The 15203-nt window shown below is 64.4% G+C and carries 14 protein-coding genes; 11 read left to right on the forward strand and 3 right to left on the reverse strand.

Going from position 1 to position 15203, the window contains the following annotated elements:
* Positions 1 to 45 precede the first annotated feature (45 nt).
* From KSS95_RS07490 to moaE, 4 genes are all read left to right on the forward strand, one after another.
* A complete protein-coding gene (locus KSS95_RS07490; RefSeq protein ID WP_217852951.1) occupies positions 46 to 1440 on the forward strand; it encodes a PhoH family protein in 1395 nt (464 codons plus the stop codon).
* A 152-nt stretch (positions 1441 to 1592) separates the two neighbouring features.
* Positions 1593 to 2063: a cyclic pyranopterin monophosphate synthase MoaC gene (gene moaC / locus KSS95_RS07495; RefSeq protein ID WP_217852953.1), complete on the forward strand. Its 471-nt coding sequence runs from the start codon at positions 1593 to 1595 to the stop codon at positions 2061 to 2063.
* Entirely contained in the window at positions 2063 to 2308 is a 246-nt protein-coding gene (locus KSS95_RS07500; RefSeq protein WP_217852955.1) for a MoaD/ThiS family protein, read from the forward strand. Before moaC ends, KSS95_RS07500 begins: the two co-directional genes overlap by 1 nt.
* Positions 2309 to 2310: 2 nt before the next feature.
* Positions 2311 to 2763 (forward strand): molybdopterin synthase catalytic subunit MoaE, encoded by a 453-nt coding sequence (gene moaE, locus KSS95_RS07505; protein ID WP_217852957.1) that lies wholly within the window; start codon positions 2311 to 2313, stop codon positions 2761 to 2763.
* Positions 2764 to 2916: 153 nt separating this feature from the next.
* Here moaE and rhlB read toward each other — a convergent pair whose 3' ends face one another.
* Positions 2917 to 4392 (reverse strand): ATP-dependent RNA helicase RhlB, encoded by a 1476-nt coding sequence (gene rhlB / locus KSS95_RS07510; RefSeq protein ID WP_217852959.1) that lies wholly within the window; start codon positions 4390 to 4392, stop codon positions 2917 to 2919.
* Between the two features lie 92 nt (positions 4393 to 4484).
* The gene (locus tag KSS95_RS07515) at positions 4485 to 5141 is read right to left on the reverse strand and encodes an alpha/beta hydrolase (RefSeq protein WP_217852960.1); all 657 of its coding nucleotides are present in this window, start codon (positions 5139 to 5141) and stop codon (positions 4485 to 4487) included.
* Positions 5142 to 5475: 334 nt separating this feature from the next.
* On the opposite strand from KSS95_RS07515, the gene KSS95_RS07520 reads away from it, so the two are divergent.
* The 4 genes from KSS95_RS07520 to KSS95_RS07535 all read left to right on the forward strand — a co-directional run bounded on the left by KSS95_RS07520 (position 5476) and on the right by KSS95_RS07535 (position 9633).
* Positions 5476 to 6504: an amino acid ABC transporter substrate-binding protein gene (locus tag KSS95_RS07520; protein WP_217852962.1), complete on the forward strand. Its 1029-nt coding sequence runs from the start codon at positions 5476 to 5478 to the stop codon at positions 6502 to 6504.
* Between the two features lie 67 nt (positions 6505 to 6571).
* Positions 6572 to 7750: an amino acid ABC transporter permease gene (locus KSS95_RS07525; RefSeq protein WP_217852964.1), complete on the forward strand. Its 1179-nt coding sequence runs from the start codon at positions 6572 to 6574 to the stop codon at positions 7748 to 7750.
* A 10-nt stretch (positions 7751 to 7760) separates the two neighbouring features.
* A complete protein-coding gene (locus KSS95_RS07530; protein ID WP_217852966.1) occupies positions 7761 to 8858 on the forward strand; it encodes an amino acid ABC transporter permease in 1098 nt (365 codons plus the stop codon).
* A 10-nt stretch (positions 8859 to 8868) separates the two neighbouring features.
* Complete coding sequence (locus KSS95_RS07535) at positions 8869 to 9633, forward strand: amino acid ABC transporter ATP-binding protein (RefSeq protein ID WP_011535571.1); 765 nt, start codon at positions 8869 to 8871, stop codon at positions 9631 to 9633.
* A 185-nt stretch (positions 9634 to 9818) separates the two neighbouring features.
* Here KSS95_RS07535 and algW read toward each other — a convergent pair whose 3' ends face one another.
* Entirely contained in the window at positions 9819 to 10979 is a 1161-nt protein-coding gene (gene algW, locus KSS95_RS07540; protein ID WP_217852968.1) for a Do family serine endopeptidase AlgW, read from the reverse strand.
* Positions 10980 to 11247: 268 nt separating this feature from the next.
* Here algW and KSS95_RS07545 point away from each other — a divergent pair, with 268 nt between their 5' ends.
* The 3 genes from KSS95_RS07545 (at position 11248) to cysN (ending at position 15123) form a co-directional block, all read left to right on the forward strand.
* A complete protein-coding gene (locus tag KSS95_RS07545) occupies positions 11248 to 12006 on the forward strand; it encodes a Nif3-like dinuclear metal center hexameric protein (RefSeq protein ID WP_134691115.1) in 759 nt (252 codons plus the stop codon).
* A 282-nt stretch (positions 12007 to 12288) separates the two neighbouring features.
* A complete protein-coding gene (gene cysD, locus KSS95_RS07550; RefSeq protein ID WP_217852971.1) occupies positions 12289 to 13206 on the forward strand; it encodes a sulfate adenylyltransferase subunit CysD in 918 nt (305 codons plus the stop codon).
* Positions 13207 to 13221: 15 nt separating this feature from the next.
* On the forward strand, positions 13222 to 15123 hold the full coding sequence (gene cysN / locus KSS95_RS07555) for a sulfate adenylyltransferase subunit CysN (RefSeq protein WP_217852973.1): 1902 nt from the start codon (positions 13222 to 13224) through the stop codon (positions 15121 to 15123).
* Positions 15124 to 15203 lie beyond the last annotated feature (80 nt).

Raw genomic sequence — 15203 nt, forward strand, 5'->3', positions numbered from 1 at the left:
GCGCAGCCGTATGCGCCGTGCGGCTTTCACATAAGGTGACCGAGTATGGATGACCAAGGACGCACCCCTTCCTCCAACCAGCCAATCCTGTATGTGCTCGATACAAACGTCCTGATTCACGACCCCAACGCCCTGCTCAACTTCGAGGAGCACCACGTCGCCATTCCGATGACGGTGCTGGAGGAACTCGACAAGCTCAAGACCGGCAAGCACACCATCGCCGCCGAATGCCGCCAGGCCATCCGCCTGATCGACCAGACCCTCGGTGATGCCTCGCCCAGCGATGTCGAGCAGGGCGTGCCGATCCAGCGTGGCAAGAGCGGGCCCAAGGGCTTCCTGTCCATCCTCATGAGCACGCGCAACGAACCCAACCGCCTGCTCCCCGAGAACCTCGCCGACAACATCATCATCAACCAGTTGCTGGACCTGCGCGGCAAGCGCCCGGACCTGGACGTGGTGCTGGTCACCAAAGACATCAACATGCGCCTGAAGGCGCGCGCCTGTGGGATCGCCGCCGAGGACTACAGCACCGACCAACTGGTCGATGATGTTTCCTTGCTGTCCAAGGGCTACCACTCGGTAACCGGTTCGTTCTGGGACCGGGTCAGCAAGGTCGACACCCGCCAGGAACGCGGTCGCACCTGGCATCGGGTGCAGATGATCGACAACCTGCCGGCGGTGCACATCAACGAGTTCATCATCGACGAACAGGGCTTCGTCGGCTGGATCAAGGGTATTCGCGACAACGAACTGCTGCTGCTCGATCTGCACCAGGAACCGCTGCTGCACCAGGAGGCCTGGGGCCTGAAGCCGCGTGACATCCACCAGAGCCTGGCGCTGTTCGCCTTGCTCGACCCGGATATCCACCTGGTCAACCTGACCGGCGCCGCCGGTTCCGGCAAGACCATCCTGGCGCTGGCCGCGGCCATCGAGCAGACCATGGTCAGCAAGCGCTACCGGCGCATCATCGCCACCCGCAGCGTGCAGGGGCTGGACCAGGAGATCGGCTTCCTGCCAGGCACCGAGGCGGAGAAGATGGAGCCGTGGCTGGGTGCGATCACCGACAACCTCGAAGCCTTGCACATGGATGACGAGAGCACCCACGGCAGCGTCGAGTACATCCTCGAAAGGGTGCCGTTGCAGTTCAAGTCGCTGAACTACATCCGCGGGCGCAGCTTCCAGCAGAGCCTGATCCTGATCGACGAGTGCCAGAACCTCACGCCGCACCAGATGAAAACCATCATCACCCGTGCCGGGGCCGGCTCGAAGGTGGTTTGCCTGGGCAACCTGGCGCAGATCGACACCCCGTACCTGTCGGCCACCAGTTCCGGGTTGACCTACCTCACCGAACGCTTCAAGGACTTCCCCCACGGCGTTCATATCACCTTGCAGGGCGTGCCACGCTCGGTACTGGCCGAGTACGCCGAGTCGCATCTGTAACACTGAGCCGCTTGTTCGCCGGCAAGGCCGGCTCCTACAGAACCGCGTAGGAGCCGGCCTTGCCGGCGAATGGGCCGGTGCGTCGAATTACCCCTCTGCTCAAACCTGACCCACAGGTTTACACTCTGCTTTCCCTTCACAGGAGCAGAGCTGTGCTGACTCATCTTGATTCCCAGGGGCGCGCCAACATGGTCGACGTCACTGAAAAAGCCGTGACCGCCCGCGAGGCGCTGGCCGAGGCGCGGGTGCGCATGCTGCCTGCCACGCTGCGCATGATCGTCGACGGCGAGCACCCCAAGGGCGATGTGTTCGCCGTGGCGCGCATCGCCGGTATCCAGGCGGCGAAGAAGACCAGCGAGCTGATCCCGCTGTGCCACCCGCTGATGCTCACCAGCGTCAAGGTCGAACTCGCCGCCGAAGGCGAGGACGTGGTGCATATCGTCGCCCGTTGCAAGCTGGCCGGGCAGACTGGCGTCGAGATGGAGGCCCTGACCGCCGCCAGTGTTGCCGCGCTGACCCTCTACGACATGTGCAAGGCGGTGGACAAGGGCATGGTCATCGAGCAGGTGCGCCTGCTGGAGAAGACCGGCGGCAAGAGCGGCCACTACAAGGTGCAGCGGTGATGAAGGTCAAGGTCATGTATTTCGCCCGCTACCGTGAATGCCTGGGCGTCGACGGCGAGCCCCTGGAGGGCGATTTCAAGGTGCTGGCCGATGTGCGCCAGGCCTTGCTGGGCAAGGGCGGGCAGTACGCGGTGCTGGCCGAGCAGAACCTGATGTGCGCGCGCAACGAAGAGCTGTGCCGGCTCGACGAAGCGCTGGAGGAGGGCGACGAAGTCGCGTTCTTCCCGCCGGTCACTGGAGGTTGAGCATGAGCGTACGGGTACAGGAAGCGGCGTTCGACCCAGGTCTTGAGGTCAACGCCATGCATGCTGCCAATGTCGGCGTGGGCGCGGTGGCCAGCTTCGTCGGTTATGTGCGCGACTTCAACGATGGCTTGGAGGTGGCGGGGATGTTCCTCGAGCACTACCCGGGCATGACCGAGAAGGCCTTGCACAAGATCGTGGTCGAGGCCCAGGCGCGCTGGCCACTGCTCAAGGTCGAAGTGCTGCACCGTGTGGGGGCGCTGGAGCCAGGCGAGCCGATCGTCTTCGTCGGCGTGGCCAGCGCGCACCGGCAGGCGGCGTTCGACGCCTGCAACTTCATCATGGATTACCTGAAGACCCGGGCGCCGTTCTGGAAGAAGGAGAATACCCAGGAAGGGCAGCGCTGGGTGGAAGGCAAGCAGAGCGACCAGGATGCCGCAGGGCGCTGGGAGTCCTAGGCTAAGGCCGCTCTCTGTAGGAGCGGCCTTGTGTCGCGATAGGGCCGCCTCGCGGCCCCGGATCCGAGCATTGATGCAGATATTGCAGGGGCCGCTTTGCGGCCCTTTCGCGACACGAGGCCGCTCCTACAGGGCGGTGGGCGGCCTTGAAGATCAGTGATGCTTGCGCGGCACCGGCTTCAACAGCTCGTCCGGCGGCATCTCGCACTTGATCTTGCGTCCCAGCAGCTCCTCGATTGCCGGCAACTGGTAGGAGTCGTCCTCACCGGCAAAGCTGATCGACACGCCGCTGGTGCCCGCACGGCCGGTACGGCCGATACGGTGCACGTAGTCGTCCGGGTCTTCCGGCAGGGTGAAGTTGATCACGTGGCTGATGCCGTCGATGTGGATGCCACGGCCGGCCACGTCGGTGGCCACCAGCACGGTGATGCGCCCCTCGCGGAAGCTCTCCAGGGTGCGGATACGCTTGTGCTGCGGCACGTCGCCCGACAGTTGCGCGGCGTTGATGCCGTCGCGCACCAGTTTTTCCTCGATGCGCCGTACCTCGTCCTTGCGGTTGGCGAACACCATCACCCGTTCCCACTTGTTCTGCGTGACCAGGTTGTACAGCAACTTGTACTTGTCGCTGCCGGCCACGGCGTAGACGTGCTGCTCGACGGTCTCGCTGGCGACGTTCTCCGGCTCGATCTCGACGATGGCCGGGTTGGTGGTCCACTGCTTGGCCAGGTTCATCACATCGTCGGTGAAGGTGGCGGAGAACAGCAGGGTCTGGCGTTCGCTCTTGGGCGGGGTCTGGCGGATGATCTGCCGGACCTGGGGGATGAAGCCCATGTCGAGCATGCGGTCAGCCTCGTCCAGCACCATCACCTCGACCATGTCCAGGTGCACCTCGCCGCGCTGGTTGAAGTCCAGCAGGCGGCCCGGGGTGGCCACCAGGATGTCGCAGTGGCGTGCCTCTAGCGCCTTGAGCTGCTTGTCGAAGTCCATGCCGCCGACGAAGCTCATCACGTTCAGGCCGGTGTACTTGGTCAGGGCCTGGGCATCCTTGGCGATCTGCACCACCAGCTCGCGGGTCGGGGCGATGATCAGCGCCCGCGGCTCGCCCATGTAGCGTTCCTTGGGCGGTGGCGTCTGCTGCAGCTGGGAAATGATCGAGATCAGGAACGCGGCGGTCTTGCCGGTGCCGGTCTGGGCCCGGCCGATGGCGTCCTGGCCGCGCAGGGTGTACCCCAGGACCTGGGCCTGGATCGGCGTGCAGTAGGGGAAGCCCAGGTCATGGATGGCATGCATCAGCTCGTTGGAGAGCTTGAAGTCGTGGAAGCGGGTCTTGCCTTCCTGCGGCTCGACCACGAAGTCCTCGGGCTTCCACAGGCTGGCCTGGGGCTTGGGCTTGCGCTCGCGGCGTGGTTTTTCCTTGGCAGGCTGCTCGGCGCGCGGCTGTTCGGCGACCGGGGCGGCGACGGCCTGGGGCTTGGCCTTGGCCTTGGGCGCAGGTTTTGACCTGGGTTTGCCGGCAGGGCGCTCCGGCGCCTGGGCGGCGGCCGGCTGTGGGGCCGGCGCGGGCTGGGGCGCGGCGATGGACGGCGCGGCGTCAGCTTTGGCGAATATTTTCTTGAGTGCCTTGAGCACGATCGTCTCGTCAACTGGTTAAGGAATGTACGCCGGGCAGTGTAATGCAAGAAGCGGGCGCGGCGTAGTGGAATGCGCGCTGGGCTACAGGCTCACTGCAGCTGGTGGCTCAGCCAGTCGTGGATGTCGTTGAGTTCCTCGACCACCACCTCGTGTTCCATCGGGTACTCGTGCCAGCGCGCGGCCACGCCCCAGGTATTGAGGTACTCGAACGCGGTGCGGCCCATGGACGGGATCACCACCGGGTCGTGCACGCCATGCAGGCACAGCGCCGGGGTGCGTTGCTGGCAGGCGCTCAGCTGCTGGGCGTCGCTGAAGGTGGGGGCGTAGGTGGACAGGGCGATGACCCCGCCCAGCGCTTCCTGCCACTTTATATAGGCGGTATGCAGCACCACCGCGCCGCCCTGGGAGAACCCGGCGAGGAAGATGCGCGACAGGTTGATGCCCTTGGCCTGTTCGGCCTTGATCAGGGCGATCACCTGGTCGGCGGATTCTTCCAGCTGCGCCTCGTCGATGGCCCGTGCCGGGGTCATGGCCTTGATGTCGTACCAGCTGGGCATCTGGTAGCCGCCGTTGATGGTCACCGGGCGGGTCGGTGCCTGGGGCATGATGAAGCGCGTGCTGAGCAGGCGTTCCTGCATGAATTCCGCTACCGGTAGGAAGTCGTAACGGTCGGCCCCCAGGCCGTGCAACCAGATCACACAGGCGTCGGCGGTTTTCTGCGGTTCGAGAATCAGCGGTTGGGTCATGACTGCTCCGAAAAAGGGCGTGTGTACTGAGAGAGTGCGTAAAAAACAGACGCTGGTAGTCGATGCCAGCAAAAGGATGTCGCAACTCTACAACTTTTGAGACTTGACGGCCGTTTTCTCGTTTTGTTGTAGGACTGTGGTACGGGCTTTGCTATGTCCTTGGCATGCGCAGAGGTGGACCTTCGCGGTAACACCCTTCGTATGGATTGAAGGCTGTCACAGAACAGCCCATTGCGCCATTGACCCAAAAACAAGCCAACCAGGGGTCGGATGCGCCTCATAAGGGTGCGGTGCAATTCCGGCTCATACAACAAGAGCGATTTGGAGGTTGTTGATGAAGATGTTGAAAACCACGCTGGCAGTCCTGACCGCCGCCGCCGCGCTGGGCGCTACCAGTTTCGCCCAGGCCGGCGCCACCCTCGATGCGGTGAAGAAGAAGGGCTTCGTCCAGTGTGGCGTGAGCGACGGCCTCCCAGGCTTCTCGGTGCCTGACGCCCAGGGCAAGATCGTCGGCATCGACGCCGATGTCTGCCGCGCCGTGGCCGCCGCGGTGTTCGGCGACGCCACCAAGGTCAAGTTCAGCCAGCTCAACGCCAAGGAACGCTTCACCGCGCTGCAGTCCGGCGAAGTCGACGTGCTGTCGCGCAACACCACCTGGACCAGCTCGCGCGACGCTGGCATGGGCCTGGTGTTCGCCGGTGTCACCTACTACGACGGCGTCGGTTTCCTGGTCAACAAGAAGCTCGGCGTCTCCAGCGCCAAGGAGCTCGATGGCGCGACCATCTGCATCCAGGCCGGTACCACCACCGAGCTGAACGTCTCGGACTTCTTCCGCGCCAACAACCTCAAGTACACCCCGATCACCTTCGACACCTCCGACGAGAGCGCCAAGTCGCTGGAGTCCGGCCGCTGCGACGTGCTCACCTCGGACAAGTCGCAGCTGTTCGCCCAGCGCTCCAAGCTGGCCGCGCCGACCGAGTACGTGGTACTGCCGGAAACCATCTCCAAGGAGCCACTGGGCCCGGTGGTGCGCAAGGGCGACGAGGAGTGGTTCAGCATCGTCAAGTGGACCTTGTTCGCCATGCTCAACGCCGAGGAGGCCGGCATCACCTCGAAGAACGTCGAGGCCGAGGCCAAGGCCACCAAGAACCCGGACAACGCCCGTCTGCTGGGTGCCGACGGCGAGTACGGCAAGGACCTCAAGCTGCCCAAGGACTGGGTGGTGCAGATCGTCAAGCAAGTCGGCAACTATGGCGAAGTGTTCGAGAAGAACCTGGGCCAGAGCACCGACCTGAAGATCGACCGTGGCATGAACGCCCTGTGGAACAACGGCGGCATCCAGTACGCGCCACCGGTGCGCTGATGGCTGCACCCCGCGGCGGCATCCTGCCGCCGCGGGTCGTTCGAATCCCTTCTTTTCGGGGCACTTCATGCAAAATCAAATCGGCGCACGGAAAGGGTTTTCCCTGAGCGATCCACGTGTGCGCGCGTGGCTGTTCCAGATCGTCACGGTGGTGTTCGTGGCGGGCCTTGGCTGGTACCTGTTCCACAACACCCAGACCAACCTGCAGCACCGGGGCATCACCTCGGGCTTCGACTTCCTCGAGCGCAGTGCCGGCTTCGGCATCGCCCAGCACCTGATCCCCTACGTGGAATCGGACAGCTACGCCCGGGTGTTCGTCATCGGCCTGCTCAACACCCTGCTGGTGACCTTCATCGGCATCATCCTGGCTACCTTGCTGGGCTTCGTCATCGGCGTGGCGCGGCTGTCGCCGAACTGGATGATCAACAAGCTGGCGACGGTGTACGTGGAAACCTTCCGCAACATCCCGCCGCTGCTGCAGATCCTGTTCTGGTACTTCGCGGTGTTCCTGACCCTGCCGGGGCCGCGGGGCAGCATCAATATCGAAGACACCTTCTTCATCAGCAACCGCGGCCTGAACATGCCCGGCGCCTCGATGGCCGAGGGCTTCTGGCCGTTCGTGCTGGCGCTGGGGCTGGCGATCGTCGCCATCGTGTCGATGGTGCGCATGGCCAACAAGCGCTTCGACGAAACCGGCCAGCCGTTCCACAAGTTCTGGGTCGGCCTGTTGCTGCTGGTCGGCATCCCCGGCATCTGTGCGTTGCTGTTCGGCAGCCCGGTGCTCTGGGAAGTGCCGCAGCTCAAGGGCTTCAACTTCGTCGGTGGCTGGGTGCTGATCCCCGAGCTGCTGGCCCTGACCCTGGCGCTGACCATCTACACCGCGGCGTTCATCGCCGAGATCGTGCGCTCGGGCATCCGCTCGGTCAGCCACGGCCAGACCGAGGCGGCCCGTTCGCTGGGCCTGCGCGAGGGCCCGACCCTGCGCAAGGTGATCATCCCCCAGGCGCTGCGGGTGATCATTCCGCCGCTGACCAGCCAGTACCTGAACCTGGCGAAGAACTCGTCGCTGGCAGCCGGTATCGGCTACCCGGAGATGGTCTCGCTGTTCGCCGGTACCGTGCTCAACCAGACCGGCCAGGCCATCGAGGTGATCGCCATCACCATGAGCGTCTATCTCGCCATCAGCATCAGCATTTCGCTGCTGATGAACTGGTACAACAAGCGCATCGCGCTGATCGAACGGTGAGGGTCCAACCGTGACAGCCCATGTTTTCAAACCTGACATGCCGCCACCGGTGAAGACCGTCGGCGTGCTCGCCTGGATGCGGGCCAACCTGTTTTCCAGCTGGCTCAACACCCTGCTGACCCTGTTCGCCCTGTACCTGGTATGGCTGATCGTGCCGCCGCTGGTGCAGTGGGCGTTCATCGATGCCAACTGGGTCGGCACCACCCGCGCCGACTGCACCAAGGACGGCGCCTGCTGGGTGTTCATCCAGCAGCGCTTCGGCCAGTTCATGTACGGCTACTACCCGACGCAGCTGCGCTGGCGGGTCGACCTGACCGTGTGGCTGGCCGTGCTCGGCGCCGCGCCGCTGTTCATCAAGCGCTTCCCGCGCAAGGCGGTGTACGGCCTGGGCTTCCTGGTGCTGTACCCGATCATCGCCTACACCTTGCTGCACGGCGGCGTGCTGGGCCTGGAGACGGTGCCCACCAGCCAGTGGGGCGGCCTGATGCTGACCCTGGTGATCGCCACCGTCGGTATCGTCGGTGCCTTGCCCCTGGGCATCCTGCTGGCGTTGGGGCGGCGCTCGAACATGCCGGCGGTGAAGGTGGTCTGCGTGACCTTCATCGAGTTCTGGCGTGGCGTGCCGCTGATCACCGTGCTGTTCATGTCCTCGGTGATGCTGCCGCTGTTCCTGCCCGAGGGCATGAGCTTCGACAAGCTGCTGCGGGCGATGATCGGCGTGATCCTGTTCCAGTCGGCCTATATCGCCGAAGTGGTGCGCGGCGGCCTGCAGGCCATACCCAAGGGCCAGTACGAAGCCGCCGCGGCCATGGGCCTGGGCTACTGGCGGGCGATGGGCCTGGTGATCCTGCCCCAGGCGCTCAAGCTGGTGATACCCGGCATCGTCAACACCTTCATTGCCCTGTTCAAGGACACAAGCCTGGTGATCATCATCGGCCTGTTCGACCTGCTCAACAGCGTCAAGCAGGCCGCGGCCGACCCGACCTGGCTGGGCATGGCAACCGAGGGCTATGTGTTCGCCGCCCTGGTGTTCTGGATTTTCTGTTTCGGTATGTCCCGCTACTCCATGCACCTGGAGCGCAAGCTGGACACTGGCCACAAGCGTTAGGAGTTTCGAAATGAGTGAAGCGATCAAGCAGCCTGCCGGCCCCGAAGGCATCATCCAGATGCAGGGCGTGAACAAGTGGTACGGCCAGTTCCATGTGCTCAAGGACATCAACCTGAACGTGCGCCAGGGCGAGCGCATCGTCTTGTGCGGGCCGTCCGGCTCGGGCAAGTCGACCACCATCCGTTGCCTCAACCGCCTGGAGGAACACCAGCAGGGACGTATCGTCGTCGATGGCGTCGAGCTGACCAACGACCTCAAGCAGATCGAGGCGATCCGCCGCGAGGTGGGCATGGTGTTCCAGCACTTCAACCTGTTCCCGCACCTGAGCATCCTCGAGAACTGCACCCTGGCACCGATGTGGGTGCGCAAGATGCCCCGGCGCAAGGCCGAGGAAATCGCCATGCACTTCCTTGAGCGCGTGCGCATTCCCGAGCAGGCGCACAAGTACCCGGGGCAGTTGTCCGGCGGTCAGCAGCAGCGCGTGGCGATTGCCCGGGCGTTGTGCATGAAGCCGAAGATCATGCTGTTCGACGAGCCGACCTCGGCGCTCGACCCGGAAATGGTCAAGGAGGTGCTCGACACCATGGTCAGCCTGGCCGAAGACGGCATGACCATGCTCTGCGTGACCCACGAGATGGGCTTTGCCCGCACCGTGGCGAACCGGGTGATCTTCATGGACAAGGGCGAGATCGTCGAGCAGGCGGCCCCGGACGACTTCTTCGACCGGCCGCGCAGTGACCGGACCAAGCTGTTCCTGAGCCAGATCCTGCATTGATGCAATCGGGGCCGCCCCACCGGGGCGGCTGACGCGGTCCCTGTAGGAGCGGCCTTGTGTCGCGATGGGCCGCTACGCGGCCCCGGGGATAGGTGCTGCGAAGCTGAAAACCTGGGGCCGCTTACGCGCCCCATCGCGACACAAGGCCGCTCCTACAGGGTTGCGAAGCAGCCCTGATCCAAGCCTTATTTTTCTTCCTTCGTGGCCACCGGCGCCGGTGGCGGGCGCAGCCCCACCTCGGCCACCAGCTTCAGTTGCTGCCCGTTGCGCACCACCTCGATGGTGATCTTCTCGTTGGGCTTGATCCGCGCCACCTGGTTCATCGACTTGCGCCCGTCGCCGGCCGGCTCGCCATTGATGCTCAAAATCACGTCGCCCAGCTGCAACCCGGCCCGCGCCGCCGGGCCATCGCGGAAGATCCCCGCCACGACGATGCCCGGGCGGCCCTGCATGCCGAACGATTCGGCCAGTTCCTGGCTCAGCGGTTGCACTTCGATGCCCAGCCAGCCACGGATCACCTGGCCATGCTCGACGATCGACTTCATCACCTCCAACGCCAGCTTGACCGGGATGGCGAAGCCGATGCCCTGGGAGCCGCCGGACTTGGAGAAGATCGCCGTGTTGATGCCCACCAGGTTGCCGTTGGCGTCCACCAGCGCGCCGCCGGAGTTGCCTGGGTTGATCGCCGCGTCAGTCTGGATGAAGTCTTCGTAGTTGTTCAGGCCCAGCTGGTTGCGACCGGTGGCGCTGATGATGCCCATGGTCACGGTCTGGCCGACGCCGAACGGGTTGCCGATGGCCAGGGTGACGTCGCCGATGTGGATGCTGTCGGAGCGGCCGATGGTGATCGCCGGCAGGTTCTTCAGGTCTATCTTCAGCACCGCCAGGTCGGTTTCCGGGTCGTTGCCGATGACCCGGGCCAGGGTCTCGCGGCCGTCCTTGAGGGCCACGACGATCTGGTCGGCGCCGCTGGTGACGTGGTTGTTGGTCAGCAGGTAGCCCTCGGGGCTCATGATCACCGCCGAGCCCAGGCTCGATTCCCAGCGCCGCTGCTTGGGCAGGTTGTCGCCGAAGAAACGGCGGAATTGCGGGTCTTCGAACAGCGGGTGGGCGCTCTTGTTCACCACCTTGGTGGTGTACAGGTTGACCACGGCGGGCGCGGCGAGGGTCACCGCATCGGCATAGGATACCGGGCCCTGCATGATCTTCGTGGTTTGCGGTGCCTGCTGCAGGTTGACGTCCTGGCTGGGCAGGCCGACCCACTGCGGGAAGCGCTGGATGATCAGCAGGGCGATCAGCACGCCGGTGAGCAGGGGCCAGCCGAAGTAACGCAGAGCCTTGAACATGAATGAATCCTGGGAGTAGGGCGGGGGCCATGTCAGTTCGGCCCGGGGCGAGCGCGCGCGATCATACACGTGAAAAAATCGGCTGGCGACGGTTGCTGTATCGCCGGGCAAGCCGGCTGCCACGCCGTTTGTGTACGGTGTGGCAGCGGCCTTGCCCGGCGAAGGGGAGTACCTGACAGCGGTTCCCCCGACACCGGCGACGGCCCATAATGGCGGCCATTATAGGGCCTGGGGCCCTGCCGCAACGCCGAATTCGAGGAGATTTTTCATGGCCGTCGCCCTCAATACCCTGGTCGAGGAAGCCGAGCGCTACCTGGGCAGCGCCAGGATCCCGGACTATTGCCCCAACGGCCTGCAGGTCGAGGGCCGCCCGCAGGTCAGCCGCATCGTCAGCGGCGTGACCGCCAGCCAGGCACTGCTGGACGCCGCGGTCGAAGCCGAGGCCGACCTGGTGCTGGTCCACCATGGTTATTTCTGGAAAGGCGAGAATCCGTGCATCACCGGCATCAAGCAGCGCCGCCTGAAAACCCTGCTCAAGCACGACATCAGCCTGCTGACCTTCCACCTGCCGCTGGATGTGCACCCGGAGGTGGGCAATAACGTGCAGCTGGCGCGCCAGCTGGACATCACCGTCGAAGGCCCGCTGGACCCGAACAACCCCAAGGTGGTCGGCCTGGTCGGCTCGCTGGCCGAGCCGCTGTCGGTACGTGACTTCGCCCGGCGTGTGCAGGAGGCCCTGGGCCGCGAGCCGCTGGTGGTCGAGGGCGAGCAGATGATTCGCCGGGTCGGCTGGTGCACCGGCGGTGGGCAGGGCTACATCGACAATGCCATTGCCGCCGGGGTCGACCTGTTCATCAGTGGCGAGGCTTCCGAGCAGACCTTCCACAGTGCCCGGGAAAACGGCATCAGCTTCATCGCCGCCGGGCACCACGCCACCGAGCGCTACGGCGTGCAGGCGCTGGGCGATTACCTGGCGCGTCGCTTTGCCCTGGAGCACCTGTTCATCGATTGCCCGAATCCGATCTGATGATGCAGGTGTCGTTCCTGTAGGAGCGGCCTTGGGTCGCGAAAGGGCCGCAAAGCGGCCCCAGGCTTTCAGCGTTTACGCATCAATTGCCGGGGCTGCTTTGCAGCCCTTTCGCGACCCAAGGCCGCTCCTACAGGGGCCTCGCAGGTCCCAAACCCCCAGTCATATCGTTAGATTGTTTCGATCTAGGCAGCCTCCTAAATAGAACAGGGCGCTGTGATAAAGTGGCTCGCTCGAACACGGCCCGCAGGCCGTCCATAAGATCGTTTTTCGTGAGTAGCCATGGTCGACAATCTGACGCACTTGAAACAGCTGGAGGCGGAGAGCATCCACATCATCCGCGAGGTGGCCGCCGAGTTCGACAACCCGGTGATGCTGTACTCGATCGGCAAGGATTCCGCGGTCATGCTGCACCTGGCGCGCAAGGCGTTCTTCCCGGGCAAGCTGCCGTTCCCGGTGATGCACGTCGACACCCAGTGGAAGTTCCAGGAGATGTACCGCTTCCGCGACAAGATGGTCGAAGAGATGGGCCTGGAGCTGATCACCCACGTCAACCCCGAGGGTGTGGCGCAGGGCATCAACCCGTTCACCCATGGCAGCTCCAAGCACACCGACATCATGAAGACCCAGGGCCTGAAGCAGGCGCTGGACAAGCATGGCTTCGACGCCGCCTTCGGTGGCGCGCGCCGCGACGAAGAGAAGTCGCGGGCCAAGGAGCGCGTCTACTCGTTCCGCGACAGCAAGCACCGCTGGGATCCGAAGAACCAGCGCCCGGAGCTGTGGAACATCTACAACGGCAAGGTCAACAAGGGCGAGTCGATCCGCGTGTTCCCCTTGTCGAACTGGACCGAGCTGGACATCTGGCAGTACATCTACCTCGAAGGCATCCCGATCGTGCCGCTGTACTTCGCCGCCGAGCGCGAAGTGATCGAGAAGAACGGCACCCTGATCATGATCGACGACGCGCGCATCCTCGAGCACCTCACCGAGGAAGAGAAAGCGCGGATCGTCAAGAAGAAGGTGCGTTTCCGTACCCTGGGCTGCTACCCGCTGACGGGTGCGGTCGAGTCTGAAGCCGAGACCCTGACGGACATCATCCAGGAAATGCTCCTGACCCGAACGTCCGAGCGCCAGGGCCGCGTCATCGACCACGATGGCGCCGGTTCCATGGAAGACAAAAAACGCCAAGGCTACTTCTAATTTCAGGGCTTCCTCATGTCGCACCAATCCGATCTGATCAGCGAGGACATCCTCGCCTACCTGGCCCAGCACGAGCGTAAAGAGCTGCTGCGCTTTCTCACCTGCGGCAACGTGGACGACGGCAAGAGCACCCTGATCGGGCGCCTGCTGCACGACTCGAAGATGATCTACGAGGACCACCTCGAGGCCATCACCCGCGATTCGAAGAAGTCCGGCACCACGGGTGAGGAAGTCGACCTGGCGTTGCTGGTCGACGGCCTGCAGGCCGAACGCGAGCAGGGCATCACCATCGATGTGGCCTATCGCTACTTCTCCACCGCCAAGCGCAAGTTCATCATCGCCGACACCCCGGGCCACGAGCAGTACACCCGCAACATGGCCACCGGCGCGTCCACCTGCGACCTGGCGATCATCCTGGTCGATGCCCGCTACGGCGTGCAGACCCAGACCCGTCGGCACAGCTACATCGCCTCCCTGCTGGGCATCAAGCACATCGTCGTCGCGGTCAACAAGATGGACCTCAAGGGCTTCGACGAGCAGGTGTTCGAGTCGATCAAGGCCGACTACCTGAAGTTCGCCGCGGGCATCGACCTCAAGCCATCGAGCCTGCACTTCGTGCCGATGTCGGCGCTCAAGGGCGACAACGTGGTCAACCGCAGCGAGCGCTCGCCGTGGTACACGGGCCCGGCCCTGATGGAAATCCTCGAAACCGTCGAGATCGCCGGCGACCGCAATGTCACCGACCTGCGTTTCCCGGTGCAGTACGTCAACCGCCCGAACCTGAACTTCCGCGGCTTTGCCGGCACCATCGCCGGTGGCGTGGTGCACAAGGGCGACGAGATCGTCGTGCTGCCGTCGGGCAAGAGCAGCCGGGTCAAGTCCATCGTCACCTTCGAAGGTGAGCTGGAAAACGCCGGCCCAGGCCAGGCGGTGACCCTGACCATGGAAGACGAGATCGACATCTCCCGCGGCGACCTGCTGGTGCATGCCGACAACGTGCCGCAGGTGGCCGACCAGTTCGACGCCATGCTGGTATGGATGGCCGAGGAGCCGATGCTCCCGGGCAAGAAGTACGACATCAAGCGCGCCACCAGCTATGTGCCGGGCTCGATCGCCAGCATCAGCCACAAGGTCGATGTGAACACCCTCGAGCAGGGCGCTGCCAGTGCCCTGCAATTGAACGAGATCGGCCGGGTGAAAGTGGCGCTGGACAGCGCCATCGCCCTGGACGGCTACGACAGCAACCGCACCACGGGTGCGTTCATCGTCATCGACCGCCTGACCAATGGCACTGTCGGCGCCGGCATGATCATCGCCCCGCCGGTACTGCCCCATGGCAGTGCCGGGCAGCACGGCAAGCTGGCCCATGTGTCCACCGAGGAGCGTGCCCTGCGCTTCGGCCAGCAGCCAGCCACCGTGCTGTTCAGCGGCCTGTCCGGCGCGGGCAAGAGCACCCTGGCCTATGCCGTGGAGCGCAAGCTGTTCGACATGGGCCGTGCGGTCTATGTGCTCGATGGCCAGAACCTGCGCCACGACCTGAACAAGGGCTTGGCGCAGGACCGTGCCGGGCGCACCGAGAACTGGCGCCGCGCCGCCCATGTGGCGCGCCAGTTCAACGAAGCCGGTATGCTGACCCTGGCCGCGTTCGTCGCCCCGGATGCCGAAGGCCGCGAACAGGCCAAGGCGCTGATCGGCAAGGAGCGTCTGGTGACCGTCTATGTGCAGGCCTCGCCGCTGGTCTGCCGCGAGCGTGATCCGCAGGGCCTGTATGCCGCTGGCGGCGACAACATCCCGGGCGAGAGCTTCCCGTTCGATGTGCCGCTGGATGCCGACCTGGTGATCGACACCCAGTCGGTCAGCGTCGATGAAGGCGTGAAGCAGGTGCTGGATGTGTTGCGCCAGCGCGGCGCGATCTGATCTTCACCCTGCATGAACAACCCCGCTTCGGCGGGGTTTTTTATTGGTTCGGGGCCGGCAAATGCGGTGCTTGCGAGAGC

It is taken from the genome of Pseudomonas muyukensis (assembly GCF_019139535.1).
GTDB classification, from domain to species: domain Bacteria; phylum Pseudomonadota; class Gammaproteobacteria; order Pseudomonadales; family Pseudomonadaceae; genus Aquipseudomonas; species Aquipseudomonas muyukensis.